Annotated in this window: 24 protein-coding genes and 1 tRNA gene; 19 read left to right on the top strand and 6 right to left on the bottom strand. The window is 41.8% G+C overall.

Annotated features, from left to right (window positions below):
* Positions 1-15: 15 nt before the first annotated feature.
* Positions 16-86: transfer RNA gene (locus ACN076_RS10020), tRNA-Cys, on the bottom strand.
* Positions 87-253: 167 nt separating this feature from the next.
* Between ACN076_RS10020 and ACN076_RS10015 the strand changes: the two genes are divergently transcribed.
* The 18 genes from ACN076_RS10015 to yidD all read left to right on the top strand — a co-directional run bounded on the left by ACN076_RS10015 (position 254) and on the right by yidD (position 16386).
* The gene (locus ACN076_RS10015; RefSeq protein ID WP_420789924.1) at positions 254-2242 is read left to right on the top strand and encodes a peptide ABC transporter substrate-binding protein; all 1989 of its coding nucleotides are present in this window, start codon (positions 254-256) and stop codon (positions 2240-2242) included.
* Positions 2243-2308: 66 nt separating this feature from the next.
* Positions 2309-3805: an ABC transporter permease gene (locus ACN076_RS10010; protein ID WP_060806096.1), complete on the top strand. Its 1497-nt coding sequence runs from the start codon at positions 2309-2311 to the stop codon at positions 3803-3805.
* Positions 3805-4731: an oligopeptide ABC transporter permease OppC gene (oppC, locus tag ACN076_RS10005; protein WP_000103703.1), complete on the top strand. Its 927-nt coding sequence runs from the start codon at positions 3805-3807 to the stop codon at positions 4729-4731. Before ACN076_RS10010 ends, oppC begins: the two co-directional genes overlap by 1 nt.
* 8 nt (positions 4732-4739) lie before the next feature.
* Entirely contained in the window at positions 4740-5807 is a 1068-nt protein-coding gene (locus ACN076_RS10000; protein ID WP_000159550.1) for an ABC transporter ATP-binding protein, read from the top strand.
* A gap of 10 nt (positions 5808-5817) precedes the next feature.
* Positions 5818-6744 carry an ATP-binding cassette domain-containing protein gene (locus tag ACN076_RS09995; RefSeq protein ID WP_001291284.1) on the top strand — a complete coding sequence of 309 codons (927 nt, stop codon included), beginning with the start codon at positions 5818-5820 and terminating at the stop codon, positions 6742-6744.
* A gap of 454 nt (positions 6745-7198) precedes the next feature.
* Entirely contained in the window at positions 7199-8176 is a 978-nt protein-coding gene (locus ACN076_RS09990) for an ABC transporter substrate binding protein (protein ID WP_420789923.1), read from the top strand.
* 11 nt (positions 8177-8187) lie between these two features.
* Complete coding sequence (locus tag ACN076_RS09985) at positions 8188-9081, top strand: ABC transporter permease (protein WP_001012086.1); 894 nt, start codon at positions 8188-8190, stop codon at positions 9079-9081.
* 12 nt (positions 9082-9093) lie between these two features.
* Positions 9094-9897, top strand: a complete 804-nt coding sequence (locus tag ACN076_RS09980) for an ABC transporter ATP-binding protein (RefSeq protein ID WP_000157661.1) — start codon at positions 9094-9096, stop codon at positions 9895-9897.
* Between the two features lie 325 nt (positions 9898-10222).
* Positions 10223-10471, top strand: coding sequence for a YneF family protein (locus tag ACN076_RS09975; RefSeq protein WP_000364990.1), 249 nt, complete (start codon positions 10223-10225; stop codon positions 10469-10471).
* 199 nt (positions 10472-10670) lie between these two features.
* Positions 10671-11465 carry a glutamate racemase gene (gene racE / locus ACN076_RS09970; RefSeq protein WP_420789922.1) on the top strand — a complete coding sequence of 265 codons (795 nt, stop codon included), beginning with the start codon at positions 10671-10673 and terminating at the stop codon, positions 11463-11465.
* Positions 11423-12433: a nucleoside-triphosphate diphosphatase gene (locus tag ACN076_RS09965; RefSeq protein ID WP_420789921.1), complete on the top strand. Its 1011-nt coding sequence runs from the start codon at positions 11423-11425 to the stop codon at positions 12431-12433. Before racE ends, ACN076_RS09965 begins: the two co-directional genes overlap by 43 nt.
* Positions 12409-12930, top strand: coding sequence for a metallophosphoesterase (locus ACN076_RS09960; RefSeq protein WP_261058176.1), 522 nt, complete (start codon positions 12409-12411; stop codon positions 12928-12930). The genes ACN076_RS09965 and ACN076_RS09960 overlap by 25 nt, the downstream gene beginning before the upstream one ends.
* Entirely contained in the window at positions 12927-13388 is a 462-nt protein-coding gene (cbpB, locus tag ACN076_RS09955) for a cyclic-di-AMP-binding protein CbpB (RefSeq protein ID WP_261058179.1), read from the top strand. Before ACN076_RS09960 ends, cbpB begins: the two co-directional genes overlap by 4 nt.
* The gene (gene xerD / locus ACN076_RS09950) at positions 13385-14119 is read left to right on the top strand and encodes a site-specific tyrosine recombinase XerD (protein ID WP_314725882.1); all 735 of its coding nucleotides are present in this window, start codon (positions 13385-13387) and stop codon (positions 14117-14119) included. Before cbpB ends, xerD begins: the two co-directional genes overlap by 4 nt.
* The gene (locus ACN076_RS09945) at positions 14119-14847 is read left to right on the top strand and encodes a segregation/condensation protein A (RefSeq protein WP_420789920.1); all 729 of its coding nucleotides are present in this window, start codon (positions 14119-14121) and stop codon (positions 14845-14847) included. Before xerD ends, ACN076_RS09945 begins: the two co-directional genes overlap by 1 nt.
* Positions 14848-14865: 18 nt before the next feature.
* Positions 14866-15435, top strand: coding sequence for an SMC-Scp complex subunit ScpB (gene scpB / locus ACN076_RS09940; RefSeq protein WP_261058184.1), 570 nt, complete (start codon positions 14866-14868; stop codon positions 15433-15435).
* Positions 15422-16144, top strand: coding sequence for a pseudouridine synthase (locus ACN076_RS09935; protein WP_001222228.1), 723 nt, complete (start codon positions 15422-15424; stop codon positions 16142-16144). Before scpB ends, ACN076_RS09935 begins: the two co-directional genes overlap by 14 nt.
* Positions 16144-16386: a membrane protein insertion efficiency factor YidD gene (gene yidD, locus ACN076_RS09930; protein ID WP_000821624.1), complete on the top strand. Its 243-nt coding sequence runs from the start codon at positions 16144-16146 to the stop codon at positions 16384-16386. The genes ACN076_RS09935 and yidD overlap by 1 nt, the downstream gene beginning before the upstream one ends.
* 215 nt (positions 16387-16601) lie before the next feature.
* Here the strand turns inward: yidD and ACN076_RS09925 are convergent, their stop codons facing one another.
* The 5 genes from ACN076_RS09925 to galE form a co-directional block, all read right to left on the bottom strand.
* Positions 16602-17573, bottom strand: a complete 972-nt coding sequence (locus tag ACN076_RS09925) for a siderophore ABC transporter substrate-binding protein (RefSeq protein WP_420789919.1) — start codon at positions 17571-17573, stop codon at positions 16602-16604.
* Positions 17574-17670: 97 nt separating this feature from the next.
* Positions 17671-18423 (bottom strand): ABC transporter ATP-binding protein, encoded by a 753-nt coding sequence (locus tag ACN076_RS09920; protein ID WP_261127904.1) that lies wholly within the window; start codon positions 18421-18423, stop codon positions 17671-17673.
* Positions 18420-19376 (bottom strand): iron chelate uptake ABC transporter family permease subunit, encoded by a 957-nt coding sequence (locus tag ACN076_RS09915; protein ID WP_261127903.1) that lies wholly within the window; start codon positions 19374-19376, stop codon positions 18420-18422. The genes ACN076_RS09920 and ACN076_RS09915 overlap by 4 nt, the downstream gene beginning before the upstream one ends.
* Positions 19366-20325, bottom strand: coding sequence for an ABC transporter permease (locus ACN076_RS09910; RefSeq protein ID WP_194250473.1), 960 nt, complete (start codon positions 20323-20325; stop codon positions 19366-19368). The genes ACN076_RS09915 and ACN076_RS09910 overlap by 11 nt, the downstream gene beginning before the upstream one ends.
* A gap of 143 nt (positions 20326-20468) precedes the next feature.
* Positions 20469-21467, bottom strand: coding sequence for a UDP-glucose 4-epimerase GalE (gene galE / locus ACN076_RS09905; protein WP_420789918.1), 999 nt, complete (start codon positions 21465-21467; stop codon positions 20469-20471).
* Between the two features lie 295 nt (positions 21468-21762).
* On the opposite strand from galE, the gene pepA reads away from it, so the two are divergent.
* On the top strand, positions 21763-22827 hold the full coding sequence (pepA, locus tag ACN076_RS09900) for a glutamyl aminopeptidase (protein ID WP_138337954.1): 1065 nt from the start codon (positions 21763-21765) through the stop codon (positions 22825-22827).
* Positions 22828-22834: the final 7 nt, after the last annotated feature.

Genomic DNA, 22834 nt, shown 5'->3' with positions numbered 1-22834 from the left:
AAATTCGGTACTGAAAGGCGGTAGACGGATTTGAACCGACGATCAAGCTTTTGCAGAGCCGTGCCTTACCACTTGGCTATACCGCCTTAACGTTTATTATTATACCTTGAAAATGATTTTCAGTCAATAGCTTTTTCAGATTTTTTGTGTTAATAAGCCTAAATATTCTGAAAATTCGTTTACTTTTATTGAAATATCTTAAAATATATGGTATAATCAATAATAACCTATACTTTATAAGAGGAGTAAATAAATGAAAAAAAGTCAAGTGCTTGCTGTAGCGGGGGCTACCTTATTAGCGTCAGGAGTTCTAGCTGCGTGTTCAAACACTAGTTCAAATAATGCTAAACTAGCAAAAGATTACCAATATGTTTATCAAACAGATCCAGAAACCTTGGATTATATCGTCAGCAATATCGATTCAACATCTTTCGTCACAACAAATGCTGTAGATGGTTTGTTGGCTAATGATAAATATGGTAACCTGGTTCCTTCTATTGCTGAATCATGGACAGTTTCAAAAGATGGTTTGACTTATACCTATAAAATCCGTAAGGATGCTAAATGGGTGACAGCAGAGGGAGAAGAATACGCTCCTGTAACTGCTAAAGACTTCGTTACTGGTTTGAAACACGCCGTAGATGGAAAATCAAAAGGACTTTCAATCGTTAGCTCTTCTATTAAGGGATTAGAAGCCTATATCAAGGGTGAAACAAGCGACTTTTCAACTGTTGGAGTAAAAGCACTTGATGATCAAACACTAGAATATACCTTGAACCAGCCAGAAACTTTCTGGAATGACAAGACAACTAGTGGTGTTTTGATGCCGGTTAATGAAGAATTCTTAACTTCAAAAGGGGAAGGTTTTGGTGCCCCAACCGATGCTAACTCTATTCTTTATAACGGTCCATTTGTCTTGAAGGCTGTAACTCCAAAATCATCTATCGAGATGGCTAAAAATGATGCTTACTGGGATAAAGAAAATGTAAAAATTGAGAACGTTAAGTTCACTTTCTGGGATGGTAAGGACCAAGATGTGATTGCCAAAGGTTTTGCCGATGGTCAATATAGCAAGGCTCGTATCTTCCCTACAAGTTCTACATATGAAAAATATGTGGCTGATTTCAAAGATAACATTTACTTTAATGAACCAGGTGCGGGTGTTGCAACTGTCAGCTTGAACTATGGCCGTACAACTTATAACCACACTGCCAAAACAAGTGATGCCCAAAAGACATCTACTCAGAAAGCATTGCTAAACAAGGAATTCCGTCAAGCCTTGAACTTTGCAGTCGATCGCAATTCTTACTCAGCTCAAACAAATGGTACAGATGGAGCTGCAGTAGCCATCCGTAATACATTTGCACCTTATAATCTTCAAGTTGGTAAGAAAACATTTGGTGAATTGGTACAAGATAGCTTGGCTAAGACAAATTCTTCTACTTGGTCAAACGTGTCTCTGGCAGATTCTCAAAATGGCCTTTACAATGAAGAAAAAGCTAAAGAAGTCTTTGCTAAAGCTAAATCAAGCTTGCAAGCTGAAGGTGTTGAATTCCCAATCCACTTGGATGCCTTGGTTATCCAAGAATCAACAGCGGTTGTAAACCGTGTTCAATCATTGAAACAATCAATTGAAAAAGTATTGGGTTCAGATAATGTTGTTGTAGACTTACAACAAATGACTCAAGCAGAAGCTTTACCAATTTCATTTAGCGCTCCAACAGCTAAAGAACAAGACTGGGATATACATACCTTGCTAGGATGGAACCCTGACTATCAAGATCCTTCTACTTTCTTGGATCAATTCGTCCTTAAGGGAGGAAGCACTCGCCTTTACCTTGGTATTGACCAAAACACAGATGCATCAGTAGTAAGCAAACTTGGTTTAGCTGACTATGGAAAATTACTTGATGACGCAAACAGCGAAAACCAAGATGTTCAAAAACGTTATGAAAAATACGCAGTAGCACAAGCTTGGTTGACTGACAATGCTTTGACAATTCCAGTAATGGCTTCTCCTAAAGAAACAGCCGTTTCATATGTTTCAAAAGTTCTACCATTTAGCTCTTCATATTCTGTAGCCGGCCTTAAAGGTGAAAATTCAGGATACTTGAAGTACACTGAAGTTGGCGAAAAAGCAATTACCAAAGAAGAGTATGAAAAAGCTCGTGAAAAATGGTTGAAAGAAAAGACTGAGTCAAACGAGAAAGCTCAAAAAGAATTGGCAAGTCATGTGAAGTAAATAATTTTCAATAGAACTTTCTCTCCATGAGGAGAAGGTTCTTTTGGGATTTTTAAAGGAAATGATATGAAAAAATATATTTTTATGCGTGTTTTGCGGTCATTGGTTTCTATCTTCTTAGTAACAACTTTGACTTACACGATTATCTATACAATGGTTCCTCGAAAATTGATTTTCAAACAGGACACCAACTATAACAAGATTGCGACAACTGCTGATAAACGTGATAACTATGAGAATACTGTTTATGAGCGTATGGGCTATATCGAGTACTACGATACCAAAGAGTTGCAAGAAAAAGCTAGCCAGATGGATGCTTCTGTAACAGTTGAAGCTAATGATACCAATAAGGCTATCTATGAAAAATACATCAAACAAATCGGTCATGGTTGGACCTTGGGAGAATTTACTGAAAGTGGCCAATTCTACGCTACTCGTGAAATCCCAATTTTTGAACGTGTTTTTCACTTCTATGCTAACTTGATTGACATTGATCATACAAATAAAATTCAAGACCCTGAAAATCCAGACTTGAAGCGTTATCTTCGTTTCGAAAACGATCCAGCGATCGGATGGTCATTGGTTGGTTCAGGAACTAAACACAAATATCTCTTGTACTTCAACAGTCAGTTCCCATTTGTGCATCAAAACTTTGTGAACATTAATTTAGGTGACTCTTATCCAACCTATGCTAATAGCCCTGTTTTACAGGTTATTACTCAGGGGCAAGGGCAAACAAAAACTGCTCAAGTTCAGTTCCCAACAGGTAAGAAAACTTCTTCTGTAAATATTTACTCAAGAACCTACAAATCACCTAGTCAGGCTGACTCTCGTGAAGTAGCTAATTATGGGAAAGATGATCCATATACTGCAACTGAAAGCAACTACCAATATCCTTCTATGATTGCTAGCTCTGCAGTCGTTGGATTGATCGGTTTGGTGATTTCTTATGCGATTGCCGTGCCACTTGGTTCAGCAATGGCTCGCTTCAAGAATACTTGGATTGATAGCTTCTCAACAGGGGCTTTGACCTTCTTGATGGCTCTTCCAACAATTGCCTTGGTTTATATCGTTCGTTTGGCTGGTTCTTCAATCGGCTTACCAGATTCATTCCCTATCTTGGGTGCTGGAGATTGGCGTTCTTACGTTTTACCAGCAGTTATCCTTGGTTTGTTGGGTGCTCCGGGTACAGCCATTTGGATTCGTCGTTATATGATTGACTTGCAATCACAGGACTTTGTTCGTTTTGCTCGTGCCAAAGGTTTGTCTGAAAAAGAAATTTCAAACAAACACATCTTTAAAAATGCCATGGTTCCACTGGTTTCAGGAATTCCTGGTGCCGTTATCGGGGTTATCGGTGGTGCAACCCTTACTGAAACAGTCTTCGCCTTCCCAGGTATGGGTAAAATGTTGATTGACTCTGTAAAAGCATCTAATAACTCTATGGTCGTTGGTCTTGTCTTCATCTTTACATGTATTTCTATCTTCTCACTTCTTTTGGGAGATATTTGGATGACGATTATTGACCCACGTATTAAATTGACTGAGAAAGGAGGCAAATAATGTCTACAATCGATAAAGAAAAATTTCAGTTTGTAAAACGTGACGATTTTGCCTCTGAAACTATTGATGCGCCAGCATATTCTTACTGGAAATCAGTGTTTAGACAATTTATGAAGAAGAAATCAACTGTAGTCATGTTGGGAATCTTGGTAGCTATCATTTTGATGAGTTTCATCTACCCAATGTTTTCTAAGTTTGATTTTAATGATGTCAGCAAAGTAAACGACTTTAGTGCTCGTTATATCAAGCCAAATGCTGAGCATTGGTTCGGTACAGATAGTAACGGTAAATCTCTCTTTGACGGTGTCTGGTTCGGAGCTCGTAACTCCATCCTCATTTCTGTGATTGCGACAGTGATTAACTTGGTTATCGGTGTTTTTGTCGGTGGTATTTGGGGGATTTCAAAATCAGTTGACCGTGTGATGATGGAAGTTTATAACGTCATCTCAAACATTCCATCTCTTTTGATTGTCATTGTCTTGACTTACTCAATCGGAGCTGGATTCTGGAATCTGATTTTTGCTATGAGTGTGACAACATGGATTGGAATTGCCTTCATGATCCGTGTGCAAATCTTGCGTTACCGTGATTTGGAATACAACTTGGCGTCACGTACTTTGGGAACACCAACCTTGAAGATTGTTGCCAAAAATATCATGCCTCAATTGGTATCTGTTATTGTGACAACCATGACTCAAATGCTTCCAAGTTTTATCTCATACGAAGCCTTCTTGTCATTCTTCGGTCTTGGACTACCGATTACTGTGCCAAGTTTGGGTCGTTTGATTTCAGATTATTCACAAAACGTAACAACCAATGCTTACTTGTTCTGGATTCCATTGACAACTCTTGTCTTGGTATCCTTGTCCCTTTTCGTAGTTGGTCAAAACTTAGCGGATGCTAGTGATCCACGTACACATAGATAGGAGTAGAAATGACAAAAGAAAAAAATGTAATTTTGACTGCTCGCGATATTGTCGTGGAATTTGACGTTCGTGACAAAGTATTGACAGCCATTCGCGGCGTTTCCCTTGAACTAGTTGAAGGAGAAGTATTAGCCTTGGTAGGTGAGTCAGGATCAGGAAAATCTGTTTTGACAAAGACTTTCACAGGTATGCTTGAAGAAAATGGTCGCATTGCCCAAGGTAGTATTGACTACCGTGGTCAGGATTTGACAGCCTTGTCTTCTCACAAGGATTGGGAACAAATTCGTGGTGCTAAGATTGCGACGATCTTCCAAGATCCAATGACTAGTTTGGACCCAATTAAAACAATTGGTAGTCAGATTACAGAAGTTATTGTAAAACACCAAGGAAAAACAGCTAAAGAAGCGAAAGAATTGGCCATTGACTACATGAATAAGGTTGGGATTCCAGATGCAGATAGACGTTTTGATGAATACCCGTTCCAATATTCTGGGGGAATGCGTCAACGTATCGTTATTGCGATTGCCCTTGCCTGCCGACCTGATGTCTTGATCTGTGATGAGCCAACGACTGCCTTGGATGTGACTATCCAAGCACAAATCATTGATTTGCTAAAATCTTTACAAAACGAGTATCATTTCACAACAATCTTTATCACCCACGACCTTGGTGTGGTAGCAAGTATTGCGGATAAGGTAGCGGTTATGTATGCAGGAGAAATCGTTGAATATGGAACTGTTGAGGAAGTCTTCTATGATCCTCGCCATCCATATACATGGAGTCTCTTGTCTAGCTTGCCTCAGCTTGCTGATGATAAAGGGGATCTTTACTCAATCCCAGGAACACCTCCGTCACTTTATACTGACCTGAAAGGGGATGCCTTTGCCTTGCGTTCAGACTATGCAATGCAGATTGACTTCGAACAAAAAGCTCCTCAATTCTCAGTATCAGAGACACATTGGGCTAAAACTTGGCTACTTCATGAGGATGCTCCAAAAGTAGAAAAACCAGCTGTGATTGCAAATCTCCATGATAAGATTCGTGAAAAAATGGGATTTGCCCATCTGGCTGACTAGGAGGAAGGAAATGTCTGAAAAATTAGTAGAAATCAAAGATTTAGAAATTTCCTTCGGTGAAGGAAGTAAGAAGTTTGTCGCAGTTAAAAATGCTAACTTCTTTATCAACAAGGGAGAAACTTTCTCGCTTGTAGGTGAGTCAGGTAGTGGGAAAACAACTATTGGTCGTGCCATCATCGGTCTTAATGATACAAGTAATGGGGATATCATTTTTGATGGTCAAAAGATTAATGGTAAGAAATCGCGTGAACAAGCTGCAGAATTGATTCGTCGTATCCAGATGATTTTTCAAGATCCTGCCGCAAGTTTGAATGAACGTGCGACTGTTGATTATATTATTTCTGAAGGTCTTTACAATCATCATCTGTTCAAGGATGAAGAAGAACGTAAAGAGAAAGTTAAAAATATTATCCGTGAAGTGGGGCTTCTTGCTGAGCACTTGACTCGTTACCCTCATGAATTCTCAGGTGGTCAACGTCAACGTATCGGTATTGCCCGTGCCTTGGTCATGCAACCAGACTTTGTTATTGCGGATGAGCCCATTTCAGCCTTGGACGTTTCTGTGCGTGCTCAAGTCTTGAACTTGCTCAAAAAATTCCAAAAAGAACTTGGTTTGACCTATCTCTTCATCGCCCATGACTTGTCTGTCGTTCGCTTTATTTCAGATCGTATCGCAGTTATTTACAAGGGTGTTATTGTAGAGGTTGCAGAAACAGAAGAATTGTTTAACAATCCAATTCATCCATATACTCAAGCCTTGCTTTCAGCGGTACCAATCCCAGATCCAATCTTGGAACGTAAGAAGGTCTTGAAGGTTTACGACCCAAGTCAACACGACTATGAGACTGATAAGCCATCTATGGTAGAAATCCGTCCAGGTCACTATGTTTGGGCTAACCAAGCCGAATTAGCGCGTTACCAACAAGGGTTAAACTAATAATGGTTTTATAATTTCCATATCAATTTTTATGGGAATTATAAACCTTTTTTTGTTGGACTGATTTGAAAAAATCTTTGAAAGAATTATGAAAGAATTTTCGAAAAATTTTAAAAAATTCTGAAATATTCTTGACAGGTGATGAAAAAGGTGGTAAGATAGGAAACATCAAAAAAGAAAGCAGAAAAAGAAATGAATAAGAGACAAGCTGTAACGATGACTCAAAACTTTTACTTTAGCTACTTTAGATAGTGTTTGTAGACATGTCACCATGGATGCAAACAGTTCAAGCAATTTGTTTGTATCTATGTGGCTAAGATTTTTGATTGTGGTCCATATAGATGAATATCTAAATGGACTAGCAAAGTTATAACTTGTTAGATTATTTCAAGCATCCGTTTAGATAGTATCTAGGCGGTTTTTTGTTTTATCTTTTCTGAGAAGGAGTTTCATTATGAAAGTTGTTCGAAAATTATTAGCACCCCTCTTGGTAGTGGGGATCCTCTTGATCTCTCTGATCAGCTTGCATCAGTTGAAGGCAGATAAGAAAAAAGATGTGTTTCGTATCGGTATTTCCCAGTTTATTACTCACCAGTCCCTAGACGCTACTAGAGAAGGGTTTGTGGATGAGCTGGCCAAACAAGGCTATGTTGAAGGGGAAAATATTGAGATTGATTTGCAAAATGCACAGGGAGAACAACGAAATCTAAAAACCATTTCCCAGCAACTAGCAGAATCTAGTGATGTCGTTCTAGCCATCGCAACGCCTTCTGCTCAGAGTTTGGCCAATACAACACAAACGACACCGGTTATCTTTTCAGCGGTAACAGATCCTGTCAGCGCCAAGTTGGTTGAGTCAAGAGAGCATCCTGGGGGCAATGTAACTGGGACAAGTGACCAGTCATCAGATGCCATTTCAACCCAAATCAATTTGATAAAGAAAGTTCTACCAAAGGCTAAAACAATCGGAATTCTCTATACTCAGAGCGAGCCAAATTCGGTTGTCCAAAAGGATGAAGCAAAGCGACTTCTAGAAGAAAAAGGATTTACTGTTGTTGAAAAAACAATCTTGGACAGTAATAACGTCAAGGCCGCAGCAGAGAGCTTGATGGCAGAGGTTGATATGGTTTTTGTACCAACGGACAATATCATTTCGTCAACCATGGAAACAGTCAAGCAGGTTTCTATTAAACACAAGGTTCCAGTATTCGGTGGTTCAACAGAAATGATTGCGGTTGGTGGCTTGTATAACTACGGAACCAATTATGAAGAATTGGGAAGACAGACAGCAAGAATGCTGGTTCGTGTCTTAAAAGGTGAGAAGCCAGAAAATATAGCAGTTGAGTTGCCTGAAAAACTGGAATTGCATACCAATCAAGAAATGGCAGACGCATTGGGAATTGATATTAGTAAGTTAGAAGGCAAGGAATAAGGAGGTTTGAGATGAATTTTGTATTATCTAGTTTATCAGAAGGTTTATTGTGGTCGATTATGGCGATTGGGGTCTACTTGACTTTCCGTATTTTGGATATTGCGGATATGACTGCTGAAGGAGCTTTTCCACTGGGGGCGGCTGTCGTTGTATCACAGATACAGGCAGGGACAAATCCTTGGATTGCGACCTTATTGGCTTTGCTGGCAGGTATGGTAGCAGGTCTAGTATCAGGAATGCTCCACACCAAGATGAAAATTCCAGCTCTCTTGACAGGTATTGTGACCTTGACAGGGCTTTATTCAATCAATATTAAAATCATGGGAAGTGTGCCCAATCTTTCCTTGGGAGATTCTTCGACTGTCTTTAAACAGTTGGCGAGCTTAGGGCTGACAACTGAAGAAGCTGTTTTCTCATTCAGTTTGGCCTGTCTCTTACTTGTTTGTTTGGTCTTGACTCTTTTGATGAAAACAGAGATTGGCTTGGTCTTGCGTTCGACTGGGGACAATATTCCGATGAGTGAGGCAAATGGGGTCAATGTAGACACCATGAAGATTGTTGGTTACATGATTTCAAACGGCTTGATTGCCTTATGTGGTTCCTTGTTTGCCCAAAATGATGGATTTTCAGATGTAACTTCTGGGACAGGAACCATCGTTGTTGGTTTGAGTGCAGTGATTATTGCGGAAGTCTTGATACACGACTTGACCATTGGAGGTCGCCTGTTATCCATCGGAATTGGTGCTATTGTTTACCGTTTGATTATTTTAAATATCTATGAAATTCCAAATCTAGATCAAAATCTAGTTCGTCTCTTTAATGCAATCTTGTTAGCCTTGGTTCTATTTGCACCAGAATTGCAAAAGAGATTAAAGATTCGTGGTCTGAAATTGAGAAATGAATAGGAGGAGAAAGTTATGGCAAGTTTGTTAACACTTGAAAATATTCACAAAACATTTGAAGCAGGGACAGTCAATGAGAACCATGTTCTCAAAGGATTAGATTTAGAGGTTGAAGAGGGAGATTTTATCTCTGTGATTGGTGGAAATGGAGCAGGGAAATCCACTTTGATGAATATCTTGGCTGGCAATCTATCGGTGGATGAAGGGGACCTTTTATTGGCAGGAAAATCCATTAAAAATCTGAGTGTAAGAAAGAGAGCCAAGGATATCGCCCGTGTTTTTCAAGATCCTAAGATGGGAACAGCTTCTCGTTTGACGATTGAGGAGAATATGGCTATTGCCTTGAGACGCGGGCAGAAGAGAGGGCTTGGTTGGGGCGTGAAGGAGAAGGATAGAATCCAGTTCCAAGAGGCCTTGAAGGAGTTGAATATTGGCCTTGAAAACCGCTTAAAAGTAGATACTCAATATCTCTCAGGAGGACAAAGACAGGCCTTGACTCTAGTCATGGCAGCTCTGGTGAAACCCAAACTTTTGCTTTTGGATGAACATACTGCGGCACTTGACCCGAAAACTAGTCAAATGGTGATGGATTTGACGCAAAAGATTGTGGAACACCATCAGTTGACGACTTTGATGATTACCCACGATATGAACCATGCTATTGAGTACGGAAATCGTCTCATTATGCTCTATCAAGGCAAGATAGTGGTAGATGTCAAGGGAGAGGAGAAAAAGCATCTGACAGTTGAAGATCTCATGCATCTCTTCCAGAAAAATAGTGGCCAAAGTCTAGTCAGTGATGAATTAGTTTTGGGATAAAGAAAAAGGCTGAGATCTAGTGTCTCAGTCTTTTATTAGTACAAATGGATAAGTAGAAATATGAAATTAATACTCTTCGAAAATCTCTTCAAACCGTGTCAGCTCTATTTGCAACCTCAAAACAGTGTTTTGAGCAGCCTGCGGCTAGCTTCCTAGTTTGCTCTTTGATTTTCAGTGAGTATAAACTCAGTAAGGAGCCCTCTTTCTCAGAAAAGCAGGGTTCTTTTTGCTGTCTATTCCATCCCTGAAAGCGTAAAACAAACTGGTCAGGGTGGCTAGTTTGTGGTATAATGAAAGAGACTCAAAAAGAAACAGGAGAAAAATGATGGATTTACTATTAGCAATTGTATTGATTGTGCTAGCTTTTCTAGGAGGAGCTCTTGGAGGAATGTACTTGGTTCGTAAGCAAATTGAAAAAGAATTCGCTGACAACCCACGTTTGAATGCTGAAGCAGTTCGTACTCTTTTGAGTGCAAATGGTCAAAAACCAAGCGAAGCTAAGGTACAACAAGTTTACCACCAAATCATCCGCCAACAAAAGGCAGCCCTTGCTAACAATAAAAAGAAAAAATAAATAAGGAAAAGTCTGGGATGAAAGTTCCAGACTTCTCACTATGTTGCTATGGTTTAGGGATGAGACTTTTCCTTGCATTCTATTGATATTTGATTATGATTAAGAGAGATAGTTGTTGATTAGGCTGTCATTATTCAGTTCATAAGGATCAATAATCATAATGAACTATCAATCAGAAAAAGACTAGAAAGAAGACTGTATGGATAATCGACCAATTGGTTTTTTGGATTCGGGTGTCGGGGGCTTGACCGTTGTGCGCGAGCTCATGCGCCAGCTTCCCTATGAAGAAATCGTCTATATTGGAGATTCGGCACGGGCGCCCTATGGTCCCCGTCCTGCTGAGCAAATTCGTGAATATACTTGGCAGTTGGTCAACTTTCTTTTGACCAAGGATGTCAAAATGATTGTCATTGCTTGTAATACTGCGACTGCGGTCGTCTGGGAAGAAATCAAGGCTCAACTAGACATTCCCGTCCTAGGTGTGATTTTGCCAGGAGCTTCGGCAGCTATCAAGTCCAGTCAAGGTGGGAAAATCGGAGTGATTGGAACGCCCATGACGGTACAATCAGACATCTACCGTCAGAAAATTCATGATTTGGATCCGGACTTACAGGTGGAGAGTTTGGCCTGTCCCAAGTTTGCCCCTTTGGTCGAGTCGGGTGCCCTGTCAACCAGTGTCACCAAGAAAGTGGTCTATGAAACCCTGCGTCCCTTGGTTGGAAAGGTGGATAGCCTGATTTTGGGCTGTACTCATTATCCGCTTCTCAGACCCATTATTCAAAATGTTATGGGACCGGATGTCAAACTTATCGATAGTGGGGCAGAGTGCGTACGGGATATCTCAGTCTTACTTAATTATTTTGAAATCAATCGTGGTCGCGATGCCGGACCACTCCATCACCGTTTTTACACAACAGCCAGCAGCCAAAGTTTTGCACAAATTGGTGAAGAATGGCTGGAAAAAGAGATTCATGTGGAGCATGTAGAATTATGACAAATAAAATTTATGAATATAAGGATGACCAGGACTGGTATGTCGGGTCTTATGGTATTTTTGGTGGCGTCCGGACGTTGACGGATGATGACTTGGATTTTCCTCTATTGGAGTTTGCTCAAAGATTTCGAGATAAGGATCGAGGTTTTCCTGTTTCTGTTACTGTTTTACGCTATGGTTCTCTCTACCGTTTATTGTCTTTTGTGGTAGATATCCTCAACCAAGAAATGGGACGAAATGTGGAAGTCATCCAACGTCAGGGGGCTTTTCTCTTAGTTGAAAATGGGCAACTCCTGCATGTAGAATTGCCTAAAGAAGGTGTTGATGTAGAAGCATTCTTTGAGACAAACAAGGTCAGAGAAACCTTATTGATTGCGACTCGTAACGAGGGCAAGACCAAGGAATTCCGAGCTATCTTTGACAAGCTAGGCTACGATGTGGAAAATCTTAATGACTATCCTGACTTACCTGAAGTAGCAGAAACAGGCATGACCTTCGAAGAAAATGCCCGCCTCAAGGCAGAAACTATTTCTCAATTAACGGGCAAGATGGTTTTGGCAGATGACTCAGGTCTCAAAGTCGATGTCCTTGGTGGCTTGCCAGGTGTCTGGTCAGCTCGTTTCGCAGGAGTAGGAGCTACTGACCGTGAAAACAATGCCAAACTCTTGCACGAATTGGCCATGGTCTTTGAACTCAAGGATCGCTCTGCTCAATTCCACACGACCCTAGTTGTAGCAAGTCCAAACAAGGAAAGTTTGGTTGTTGAAGCAGACTGGCCAGGCTACATTAACTTTGAACCTAAGGGTGAAAATGGTTTTGGCTATGACCCTCTTTTCCTTGTAGGAGAAACAGGCAAGTCATCAGCTGAATTAACCCTTGAAGAAAAAAATAGTCAATCTCACCGTGCCTTAGCCGTTAAGAAACTTTTGGAGGTATTTCCATCATGGCAAAGCAAACCATCATTGTAATGAGTGATTCTCATGGCGATAGCTTGATTGTAGAAGAAATCCGTGATCGCTATGTGGGCAAAGTTGACGCCGTTTTTCATAACGGCGATTCTGAACTGCGTCCTGATTCTCCACTTTGGGAAGGCATCCGTGTAGTTAAAGGGAACATGGACTTCTACGCCGGCTACCCAGAACGTTTGGTGACTGAGCTTGGTTCGACCAAGATTATCCAAACCCATGGTCACTTGTTTGACATCAATTTCAACTTTCAAAAGTTGGACTACTGGGCTCAGGAAGAAGAGGCCGATATCTGTCTCTATGGTCACTTGCATGTGCCAAGCGCTTGGATGGAAGGAAAGACTCTTTTTCTAAATCCAGGTTCTATCAGTCAACCACGTGGGACCACCAGAGAATGTCTCTATGCTCGTGTGGAGATTGATGACAGTTACTTCAAAGTCGACTTTTTGACACGAGCCCATGAGGTGTATCCAGGCTTGTCCAAGGAGTTTAGCCGATGATTGCCAAGGAGTTTGAGACTTTCTTGTTGGGGCAAGAGGAAACTTTTTTGACCCCTGCTGAAAATCTAGCCGTGTTGATTGATACTCACAATGCGGATCATGCAACCCTCTTGCTCAGTCAGATGACCTATACCCGTGTTCCTGTTGTAACAGATGAAAAACAGTTTGTTGGGACGATTGGGCTCAGAGATATTATGGCTTATCAGATGGAGCATGATTTGAGTCAAGAAATCATGGCAGATACGGATATTGTTCATATGACGAGAACGGACGTAGCGGTCGTCTCTCCAGATTTTACCATTACAGAGGTCTTGCACAAATTGGTGGATGAGTCCTTCTTGCCGGTTGTGGATGCGTCTGGTATTTTCCAAGGAATTATCACGCGCAAGTCTATCCTCAAGGCAGTCAATGCCCTCTTGCATGACTTTAGTAAGGAATTTGAGATTCGATGCAAATGAGAGACAGGATTTCAGCCTTTTTAGAGGAAAAGCAGGGTCTGTCTGCCAATTCCAAGCAGTCCTATAAGTATGATTTGGAGCAATTTTTAGACATTGTGGGCGAGCGGATTTCTGAGACCAGTCTCAAGATTTATCAAGCCCAACTAGCCAGTCTAAAAATCAGCGCTCAGAAGCGAAAGATTTCGGCCTGTAACCAATTTCTCTACTTTCTCTATCAAAAAGGAGAAGTGGATAGCTTTTATCGTTTGGAATTAGCCAAACAAGCTGAAAAGAAGACCGCAAAACCAGAACTGTTAAACCTAGACTCTTTTTGGCAGGAAAGTAATTATCCAGAGGGGCGTTTACTGGCTCTACTTATCTTGGAAATGGGGCTCTTGCCGAGTGAGATTTTAGCTCTCAAGGTTGCGGACATCAATCTGGACTTTCAGGTGTTGCGAATCAAGAAGGCTTCCCAACAGAGAATTGTCACCATTCCTACGACCTTACTTTCAGAATTGGAACCCTTGATGGGCCAGACCTATCTCTTTGAAAGGGGAGGGAAAGCCTATTCTCGTCAGTGGGCCTTTCGTCAGCTAGAATCCTTTGTCAAGGAGAAAGGGTTCCCAACCTTATCAGCCCAGGCCTTGCGGGAACAGTTCATTCTAAGACAAATAGAAAACAAGGTCGATTTGTACGAAATTGCAAAAAAATTAGGATTAAAAACAGTCCTGACCTTAGAAAAATATAGATAATGGATATTAAATTAAAAGATTTTGAAGGGCCCTTGGACTTGCTTTTGCACCTGGTTTCTAAGTACCAGATGGATATCTATGATGTGCCCATCACGGAAGTCATCGAGCAGTATCTAGCCTATGTCTCAACCCTGCAGGCCATGCGTCTGGAAGTGACGGGCGAGTACATGGTCATGGCCAGTCAGCTCATGCTGATCAAGAGCCGCAAGCTTCTTCCGAAGGTGGAAGAAGTGACAGACTTGGAGGATGACCTAGAGCAGGATCTTCTCTCTCAAATCGAAGAATACCGCAAGTTCAAGCTCTTGGGTGAGCATTTGGAAGCCAAGCACCAAGATCGGGCCCGGTATTATTCTAAAGCACCGACAGAGTTGATTTACGAAGATGCGGAGCTTGTGCATGACAAGACGACCATTGACCTCTTTTTGGCTTTTTCAAATATCCTATCCAAGAAAAAAGAGGAGTTTGCACAAAATCACACGACTATCTTGCGGGATGAGTATAAGATTGAGGACATGATGGTTATCGTGAAAGAGTCCTTGACTGGACGAGATCAATTGCGCTTGCAGGATTTGTTTAAGGAAGCCCAGAATGTCCAAGAGGTCATCACCCTCTTTTTGGCAACCCTAGAGTTAATTAAAACCCAGGAGCTGATCCTCGTGCAAGAGGAAAGTTTCGGAGATATTTATCTCATAGAAAAGAAGGAAGAAAGTCAAGTGGCCCAAAGCTAGACTTGATAGAGAGGAAAGATGAGTACTGTAGCAAAAATAGAAGCGCTCTTGTTTGTAGCGGGTGAAGATGGGATTAGGGTCCGCCAGTTAGCTGAACTCCTCTCTCTGCCACCGACAGGCATCCAACAGAGTTTAGAAAAATTAGCCCAGAAGTATGAAAAGGCCCCAGATTCCAGTTTGGCCCTGATTGAGACAGGGGGCGCTTATAGATTGGTGACCAAGCCTCAATTTGCAGCGGTTTTGAAAGAATATGCAAAGGCGCCTATCAACCAGAGCTTGTCTCGGGCTGCCCTTGAGACCTTGTCCATCATTGCCTACAAACAACCCATCACACGGATAGAAATTGATGCCATCCGTGGGGTCAACTCAAGTGGAGCCTTGGCAAAGTTGCAGGCCTTTGACTTGATACGAGAAGATGGGAAAAAAGAAGTGTTGGGTCGCCCCAACCTCTATGTGACTACAGATTATTTCCTAGATTACATGGGAATTAACCATTTGGAAGAATTACCAGTGATTGATGAGCTTGAGATTCAAGCCCAAGAAAGCCAATTATTTGGTGAAAGGATAGAAGAAGATGAGAATCAATAAGTATATTGCCCACGCAGGTGTGGCCAGTAGGAGAAAAGCAGAAGAGCTGATCAAGCAAGGCTTGGTGACGGTTAACGGCCAAGTGGTACGTGAACTAGCAACGACCATCAAGTCAGGTGACAAGGTCGAAGTAGAAGGCCAACCCATCTACAACGAAGAAAAGGTCTACTATCTGCTTAACAAACCACGCGGTGTGATTTCCAGTGTGACAGATGACAAGGGCCGCAAGACGGTTGTCGATCTCTTACCCAATGTGAAAGAGCGCATCTACCCTGTAGGTCGTTTGGACTGGGATACATCAGGAGTCTTGATTTTGACCAATGACGGGGATTTTACGGATGAGATGATTCACCCTCGTAATGAGATTGACAAGGTTTATGTCGCGCGTGTTAAAGGCGTGGCCAATAAGGATAATCTCCGCCCCTTGACCCGTGGACTTGAGATTGATGGTAAGAAAACCAAGCCGGCTGTCTATGAGATTCTCAAAGTGGACCCAGTCAAAAACCGCTCTGTGGTGCAGTTGACTATCCATGAAGGGCGTAACCACCAGGTTAAAAAGATGTTTGAAGCTGTCGGTCTCCAAGTAGATAAGTTGTCACGGACCCGTTTCGGACATCTAGACTTGACAGGACTCCGTCCAGGAGAATCCCGCCGTCTTAATAAAAAAGAAATCAGCCAACTACACACCATGGCTGTAACCAAGAAATAATGAAACGAATCTTAATAGCGCCTGTGCGCTTTTACCAACGGTTTATCTCGCCAGCCTTTCCCCCCTCTTGTCGCTTTGAGCCGACTTGTTCCAACTATATGATTCAGGCTATTGAAAAACATGGCTTCAAGGGTGTTTTGATGGGCTTGGCTCGGATTTTACGTTGCCATCCCTGGTCGAAAACAGGTAAGGACCCCGTCCCAGACCATTTTTCCCTTAAACGGAATCAAGAAGAAAAATGAGGTTGGGCAAAAGATTTTAATAAAATGATAAAAACGCATCCTATCAGGTTTGAGTGTACTGATAGGATGCGTTTTATCATGTAAAGATGTTAGTTGATACTCAATGAAAATCAAAGAGCAAACTAGGAAACTAGCCGCAGGCTGTACTTGAGTACGGCAAGGCGACGTTGACGTGGTTTGAATTTGATTTTCGAAGAGTATGAGTTTGAAGTTGCTTATTTCAAGCCTTTTTGTGCGTCTTCAATCATGAGTTTTGTTGATTCAAGTCCGCCTCCACTTAGATACCAGAGGTCTGGTGTTAGTTGGATAATCTTGTCATTTTTAGCGGCAGGAGTTTCAGCGATGAGGGCATTTTCTAGGACGCCATCGTTGCTTGAGTTGTCCCCACCGATGGCAAGGGTACGGTTGATAACAAAGAGGATATCAGGATTGATTTCTTTGACACTTTCAAAGCTGACTTCTTGTCCGTGGCGAGAATCTTCAAATTGAGTATCAGTTGGCTTGAATTTCAAGGTTTGGTACAAGAAAGAGAAACGAGATTGGGCACCAAAGGCAGCCATTTTTCCTTCATTAAGGAGGATGGCGAGGGCTTTTTTGTCAGAGCTTTCATTTTTAGTAGCGACTTCTTGGATGCTCTTGTCTAGCTTGGCCAATTCTTCCTTGGCTTTATGTGTACCAGTTTCGCCGAAGGCACTTGCTAAGGATTCGATATTAGCCTTGGTAGAAGTCCAGTAGTCGTCCTTGCTTGCTTGGAAGAGAACAGTCGGAGCAATTTCTTTGAATTTATCTACGAATTTTTGGGTACGTGGTGAAGCGATAATCAAATCTGGTTCAAGAGCAGCAATGGCTTCTAGGTCTGGCTCAACCATAGAACCAACATTTTTAACTTTTCCAGCTAGGTCTTTGAGATAGGTTGGTACTGTTTTTGTAGGCATTCCCACGATATTCTTTTCAAAGCCTAAAGCGCGAATAGTATCCGCAGTACCGAGGTCAAAGGTAACAATTTTTTCAGGAGCTTTTGAAAGTTTGACTTCGTCCAGTGAGCTTTTAATGATCACTTCTGTTGGAGCAGAGCTGCTTGTTTCCGACTTACTAGTGCTTGAGTTTGTGTTTGTACTACATGCACCAAGTAGGAGCAAGAAACTGGCTATTAGAGCAGTGAGGTAAAGTTTAAGGGATGTTTTCATGATTTCTCCTTTTTAAAATGTGATAACGATGTAGGGGGCTCTTAGATAGGCTTGTTAGCTAAGAGACAGAGGGTTTTCTAACATGAGTTCAGAATAGCTAGCTATAGATACAGATCTTTTTGCCATTGACATCAGCCAGCGTGATGGGAATCTCATAGAGTTGACTGAGTAGGTCAGCCTGCATGATTTGATCTGTTCTTCCCTTGCTAAAGACTTGACCGTCCTTGAAGGCGACAATTTCATCTGCATACTGACTGGCCATGTTGATATCGTGGAGGACGATGATAATGGTCTTTCCGAGTTCTTCCACCAGTCGCTTGAGAATCTGCATCATGCTGACGCTTTGCTTGATATCGAGATTGTTGAGTGGTTCGTCTAGCAAGATAAAGTCTGTATCCTGGGCCAGTACCATAGCGATAAAGACCCGTTGGAGCTGGCCTCCAGACAGGCTATCGATGTAACGGTCTTTTAAGTTGGTCAGTTCTAGATAGGTCAGGGTTTCTCGGATTTTTTCCCAATCTTCTGGTCTCAGTCGACCTCTACTGTAAGGAAAACGTCCAAAACTGACCAGTTCTTCAACAGTCAATTTGGCTTGGTAATTGATTTTCTGCTTTAGGATAGTCAGTTCTTGAGCCAGTTCTTGTGAATTCCAACTCTCGATTTCACGACCTTTGATACTGAGAATTCCCTGATCTTTCTTGGTCAGTCTGCTCATGATGGAGAGGAGAGTTGATTTTCCAGCACCATTTGGACCAATGAAGGCTGTCAGTTTCTGAGGACTGACCTCAAGCGAAATGCCTTGCAAAATATCCTGTTTTTGAATGGATTTGTCAATGTTTTCCAGTTTCACTGACGCGCCCTCCTGTATAGTAAGATAAAGAATAAGAGCCCCCCAACACTCTCAATGATCATGCTGATTCGAATTTCCAGTGCAAAGACTCGTTCAATCAGGGCTTGTCCCAAGGTCAAACTGATAAATCCGATCAGAATGGCTACGATAAAGAGTATCTTGTGCTGATAGTCTTTGACAATCAGGTAGGTGAGGTTAGCCAGCATAAAGCCGAAGAAGGCCATAGGTCCTACCAAGGCAGTGGCAGTTGAGGTCAAAAGCACGATACCCCAGAGGAGTTCTCTCTGTTCTTTTTCCACATCGAGCCCCAATATTTGAGCCGTTGCTCTTTGCAGGTGCAAGACATCCAGAATAACTGCTTTTCGAAAGAAAAAGATGGTCAAAGCGAGGATGATTAGAGAACCGATGGCTAGGATGGAAGTGTTGAGATGTTGAAAGGAGGCAAAGAGACTGTTCTGCAGTTTATCGTATTCGTTTGGATCCATCAGGACCTGAAGGAAGGTACTGATATTTCGAAAGAGACTTCCGAGTGCTAGACAGATTAGCAGGATGAAGACCAGGTCGTGTTTTATCAGTGTCTTCAAGTAGCCTTGCAAGGCAAGAAAGAAGAGGGATTGAAGCAGAAGCAAAACTAGGAATTCTAAGATAGGGGACTTGCCAAGTTGAAGAAACTTGCTTTCAAAAATCAGTAGTAGGGTTTGCAGTAGGACGTAGAAGGATTCGATTCCTAAAATACTAGGTGTCAGGAAGCGATTTTCCGTCAGGGTTTGAAAACTAATGGTCGAAATCCCAGTCGCGATAGCTACCAAGAGATAAACGATGATCTTTTGGGAACGTAGCTTCCAAGCAAAGGCTGACAAGTGAGTGATGGGCCAAAAGTAGAGAAGACAAGCTCCGACGGCAAGAATAATAAGAAGCCAGAAGAGCTTGGTATGTTTGCTTTTAAACTGCATCTTTTCGTCCCCCTCTCCATAGAAGTAGGATAAAGACGAGGCTACCAATGATTCCTAGTAGAAGACTGACAGACAGCTCATAGGGCCGAATCAGAACTCGGGATAGGATATCGCAGGCCAGAACTAGATTAGCACCGACCAGTGCGACCATGAGTTTGGTCTGACTTAGATTATCTCCATAGCGCTTGCGGACAAGATTGGGAACGATGACTCCGAGAAATGGCAAGCCACCCACGGTAATCATGGTGACACTAGTCGTTAGCGCCACCAGAAAGAGGGCCAATTTTTCAAGTAGGGAGTAGGAAATCCCCAGACTCTCACTGGTTTCCTTGCCCAGATTCATGATGGTAAAAGTTTGGGATAATTTCCAAACGGCTATCAGAATAATGAGGCCTAAGAAAAGCCATTCATACTGATGGGTCTGAATCATGGAGAAGGAGCCCTGGGTCCAGGCAGTCATACTCTGAACCAGATTGAAACGATAGGCGATAACTTCTGTCACAGAACCGATAATTCCGCTATAGATGATCCCAATCAGAGGCAACATCCACCTTTCCTTTACAGTAAAAATGGTCATAAAGGCTAGGAAGAAGAGGGTGAATACGATGGATGAAACAAAAGCGAAGAGCATCTTTTGGGTCAGACTAGCCGACGGAAAGACAAAGAGGCTCAATACCATTCCCAGTTTGGCGGCTTCAGTCGTTCCAACTGTACTCGGAGCAGCAAACTGATTTTGAGTGATAGTCTGCATGAGCAGTCCTGCCATGCTCATACTAGAGGCAGTCAGGAGAATGCTGATAGTTCTTGGGAGACGGGACTCTTGAAAGAGAAGCCAGGTCTGCTGGTCGAAAGCAAAGAGCTTTCCCCATGAAAAATCACTGGTCCCAATGCTAATAGAGAGAAAGACTAGGAGTAGAAGTAAGCCAATTAAATAATGAGAAAGTTTCATACCCCATCCTTTCAAATAGATTTGGTATCGAAAGATACCCGCGGATATTACTGTAACACGATTTCTTTAATCTGTCAATAAATTTTCTGACAATTTAATGAATAAAACAAGGAGAGAGCGCCAAGGCTTTCTCCTTTGTTATCCTATTCCAAAATGTTTTTGCCTTCTTTAACACGCCAACGATAATCTGATAAAATAATATCTTCGAGGGAGTAGCTAGCCTTCCAATCAAGATATTTTTTAGCTTTTGATGCGTCTGCTAGGACGCTAGCTGGGTCACCAGCACGGCGAGCAACAATTTCGTGTGGTATTTTTTGATTCAGTAATTCTTCAGCAGTTTTAAAGATTTCTTTGACGGTATAGCCTTTTTCAGTTCCTAAGTTAAAGATTTGAGAAGAACTGTCTTCTTGAAATAGGTAGTTCATTCCTTTAACATGAGCCTGTGCAAGATCCAAGACATGAATGTAATCTCGAATACATGAACCATCACGTGTATCGTAGTCATCTCCAAATATTTTCAGGCTATCATTTTGTCCCAATGCGGTCTTGTTGATATTTGGAATGATATGAGTTGGATTTTTCACGCGCAGACCGTTTGAAGCATCCATTTCAGCCCCAGCAACATTAAAGTAACGGAAAATGACATATTTCCAATCGTAGCGATTGGCCATCCAGTAAATCATTCGTTCACCCATCAGTTTTGTTTCTGCATAAGGGTTGACAGGGTCGAGCAGGGTATCTTCAGTTGCCGGCTTGTCAATACAGTTATTACCATAGAGGGAAGCAGTCGAAGAGAACATGATTTTTTGAATGCCAACTTCAGATAAGACTTTGAGAACTTGGTTCATACCAGCAACATTGGCAGTGAAGTATTTGCTTGGGTTTTCAATGCTTTCGCTCACAACAATTTCACCTGCACAATGAAGAACAGCATCAATCTGATTTTCTTCTAAGTAAGCTTTTAGGGCACTAGAATCATAAACACCTAGTTGTTTAAAGCTAGCACGACTATCTACAGCTGAACGATTTCCTGTAGAGAGATTATCTAGAACATGTACCTGATAGCCAGCATTTAAAAGAGCTTTAACGGTATGGGAGCCAATGTAGCCAGCTCCACCTGTAACAAGAATTGTTTTGGTCATGATTTTTTCCTTTTTCTAGTTTTGTACTATTTTAAAGAAATAAGAAGGCGAAGTCAACTATTTTCTGCAAATTTCATGAAAAAATTGAACGGATATAGCATTGAATTGTTTTTTTGTTTGGGAATTAATAGTTTGGTTGGTTTTGGAATAGTTCTTAGATTTCACCTCACATGCAAGAAAATACAAGCTTTTTCTAAGATAGAGCAGGACTAAGATACTAATTTAGAAATCCACCTTCCCGCTATCCTTCTCCTATAAAAAGTGGTAAAATGGATGAAAGAAAGAAGGAACTGAAATGACAACATTATTTTCAAAAATCAAAGAAGTAACAGAACTTGCTGCGATCTCAGGTCATGAAGCACCTGTTCGTGCTTATCTTCGTGAAAAGTTGACACCGCACGTGGATGAAGTGGTGACAGATGGCTTGGGTGGTATTTTTGGTATCAAGCATTCAGAAGCTGTGGATGCACCGCGCGTCTTGGTCGCTTCTCATATGGATGAAGTTGGTTTTATGGTCAGCGAAATCAAGCCAGATGGTACTTTTCGTGTCGTAGAAATCGGTGGTTGGAATCCTATGGTGGTTAGTAGCCAGCGCTTTAAACTCTTGACTCGTGACGGTCGTGAAATTCCTGTGATTTCAGGCTCTGTTCCGCCACATTTGACTCGTGGTAAGGGCGGACCAACCATGCCTGCCATTGCAGATATCGTCTTTGATGGCGGTTTTGCGGATAAGGCTGAGGCAGAAAGCTTTGGAATCCGTCCTGGTGACACCATTGTCCCAGATAGTTCTGCAATCTTGACAGCTAATGAAAAAAATATCATCTCAAAAGCTTGGGACAACCGTTACGGAGTTCTTATGGTGAGCGAGTTGGCGGAAGCTCTTTCAGGTCAAAAACTCGGAAATGAACTCTATCTTGGCTCGAACGTCCAAGAAGAAGTTGGTCTTCGTGGTGCTCATACTTCCACAACTAAGTTTGACCCAGAAGTTTTCCTAGCAGTTGACTGCTCACCTGCTGGTGATGTTTATGGCGGTCAAGGCAAGATTGGGGATGGAACCTTGATTCGTTTCTACGACCCAGGTCACTTGCTTCTCCCAGGTATGAAGGATTTCCTTCTGACAACGGCTGAAGAAGCTGGAATCAAGTATCAATACTACTGTGGTAAAGGCGGAACAGACGCTGGCGCAGCTCATCTGAAAAATGGTGGTGTCCCATCTACAACAATCGGTGTTTGCGCTCGTTATATCCATTCTCATCAAACCCTCTATGCAATGGATGACTTCTTAGAAGCGCAAGCTTTCTTGCAAGCCTTGGTGAAAAAATTGGATCGTTCAACAGTTGATTTGATTAAAAATTATTAAACCATAA

The sequence above is a fragment of the Streptococcus sp. K0074 genome (assembly GCF_048843365.1).
In the GTDB taxonomy this organism is placed as follows: Bacteria; Bacillota; Bacilli; order Lactobacillales; family Streptococcaceae; genus Streptococcus; species Streptococcus mitis_BM.
This window is presented reverse-complemented; position numbering and strand designations above follow the sequence as displayed.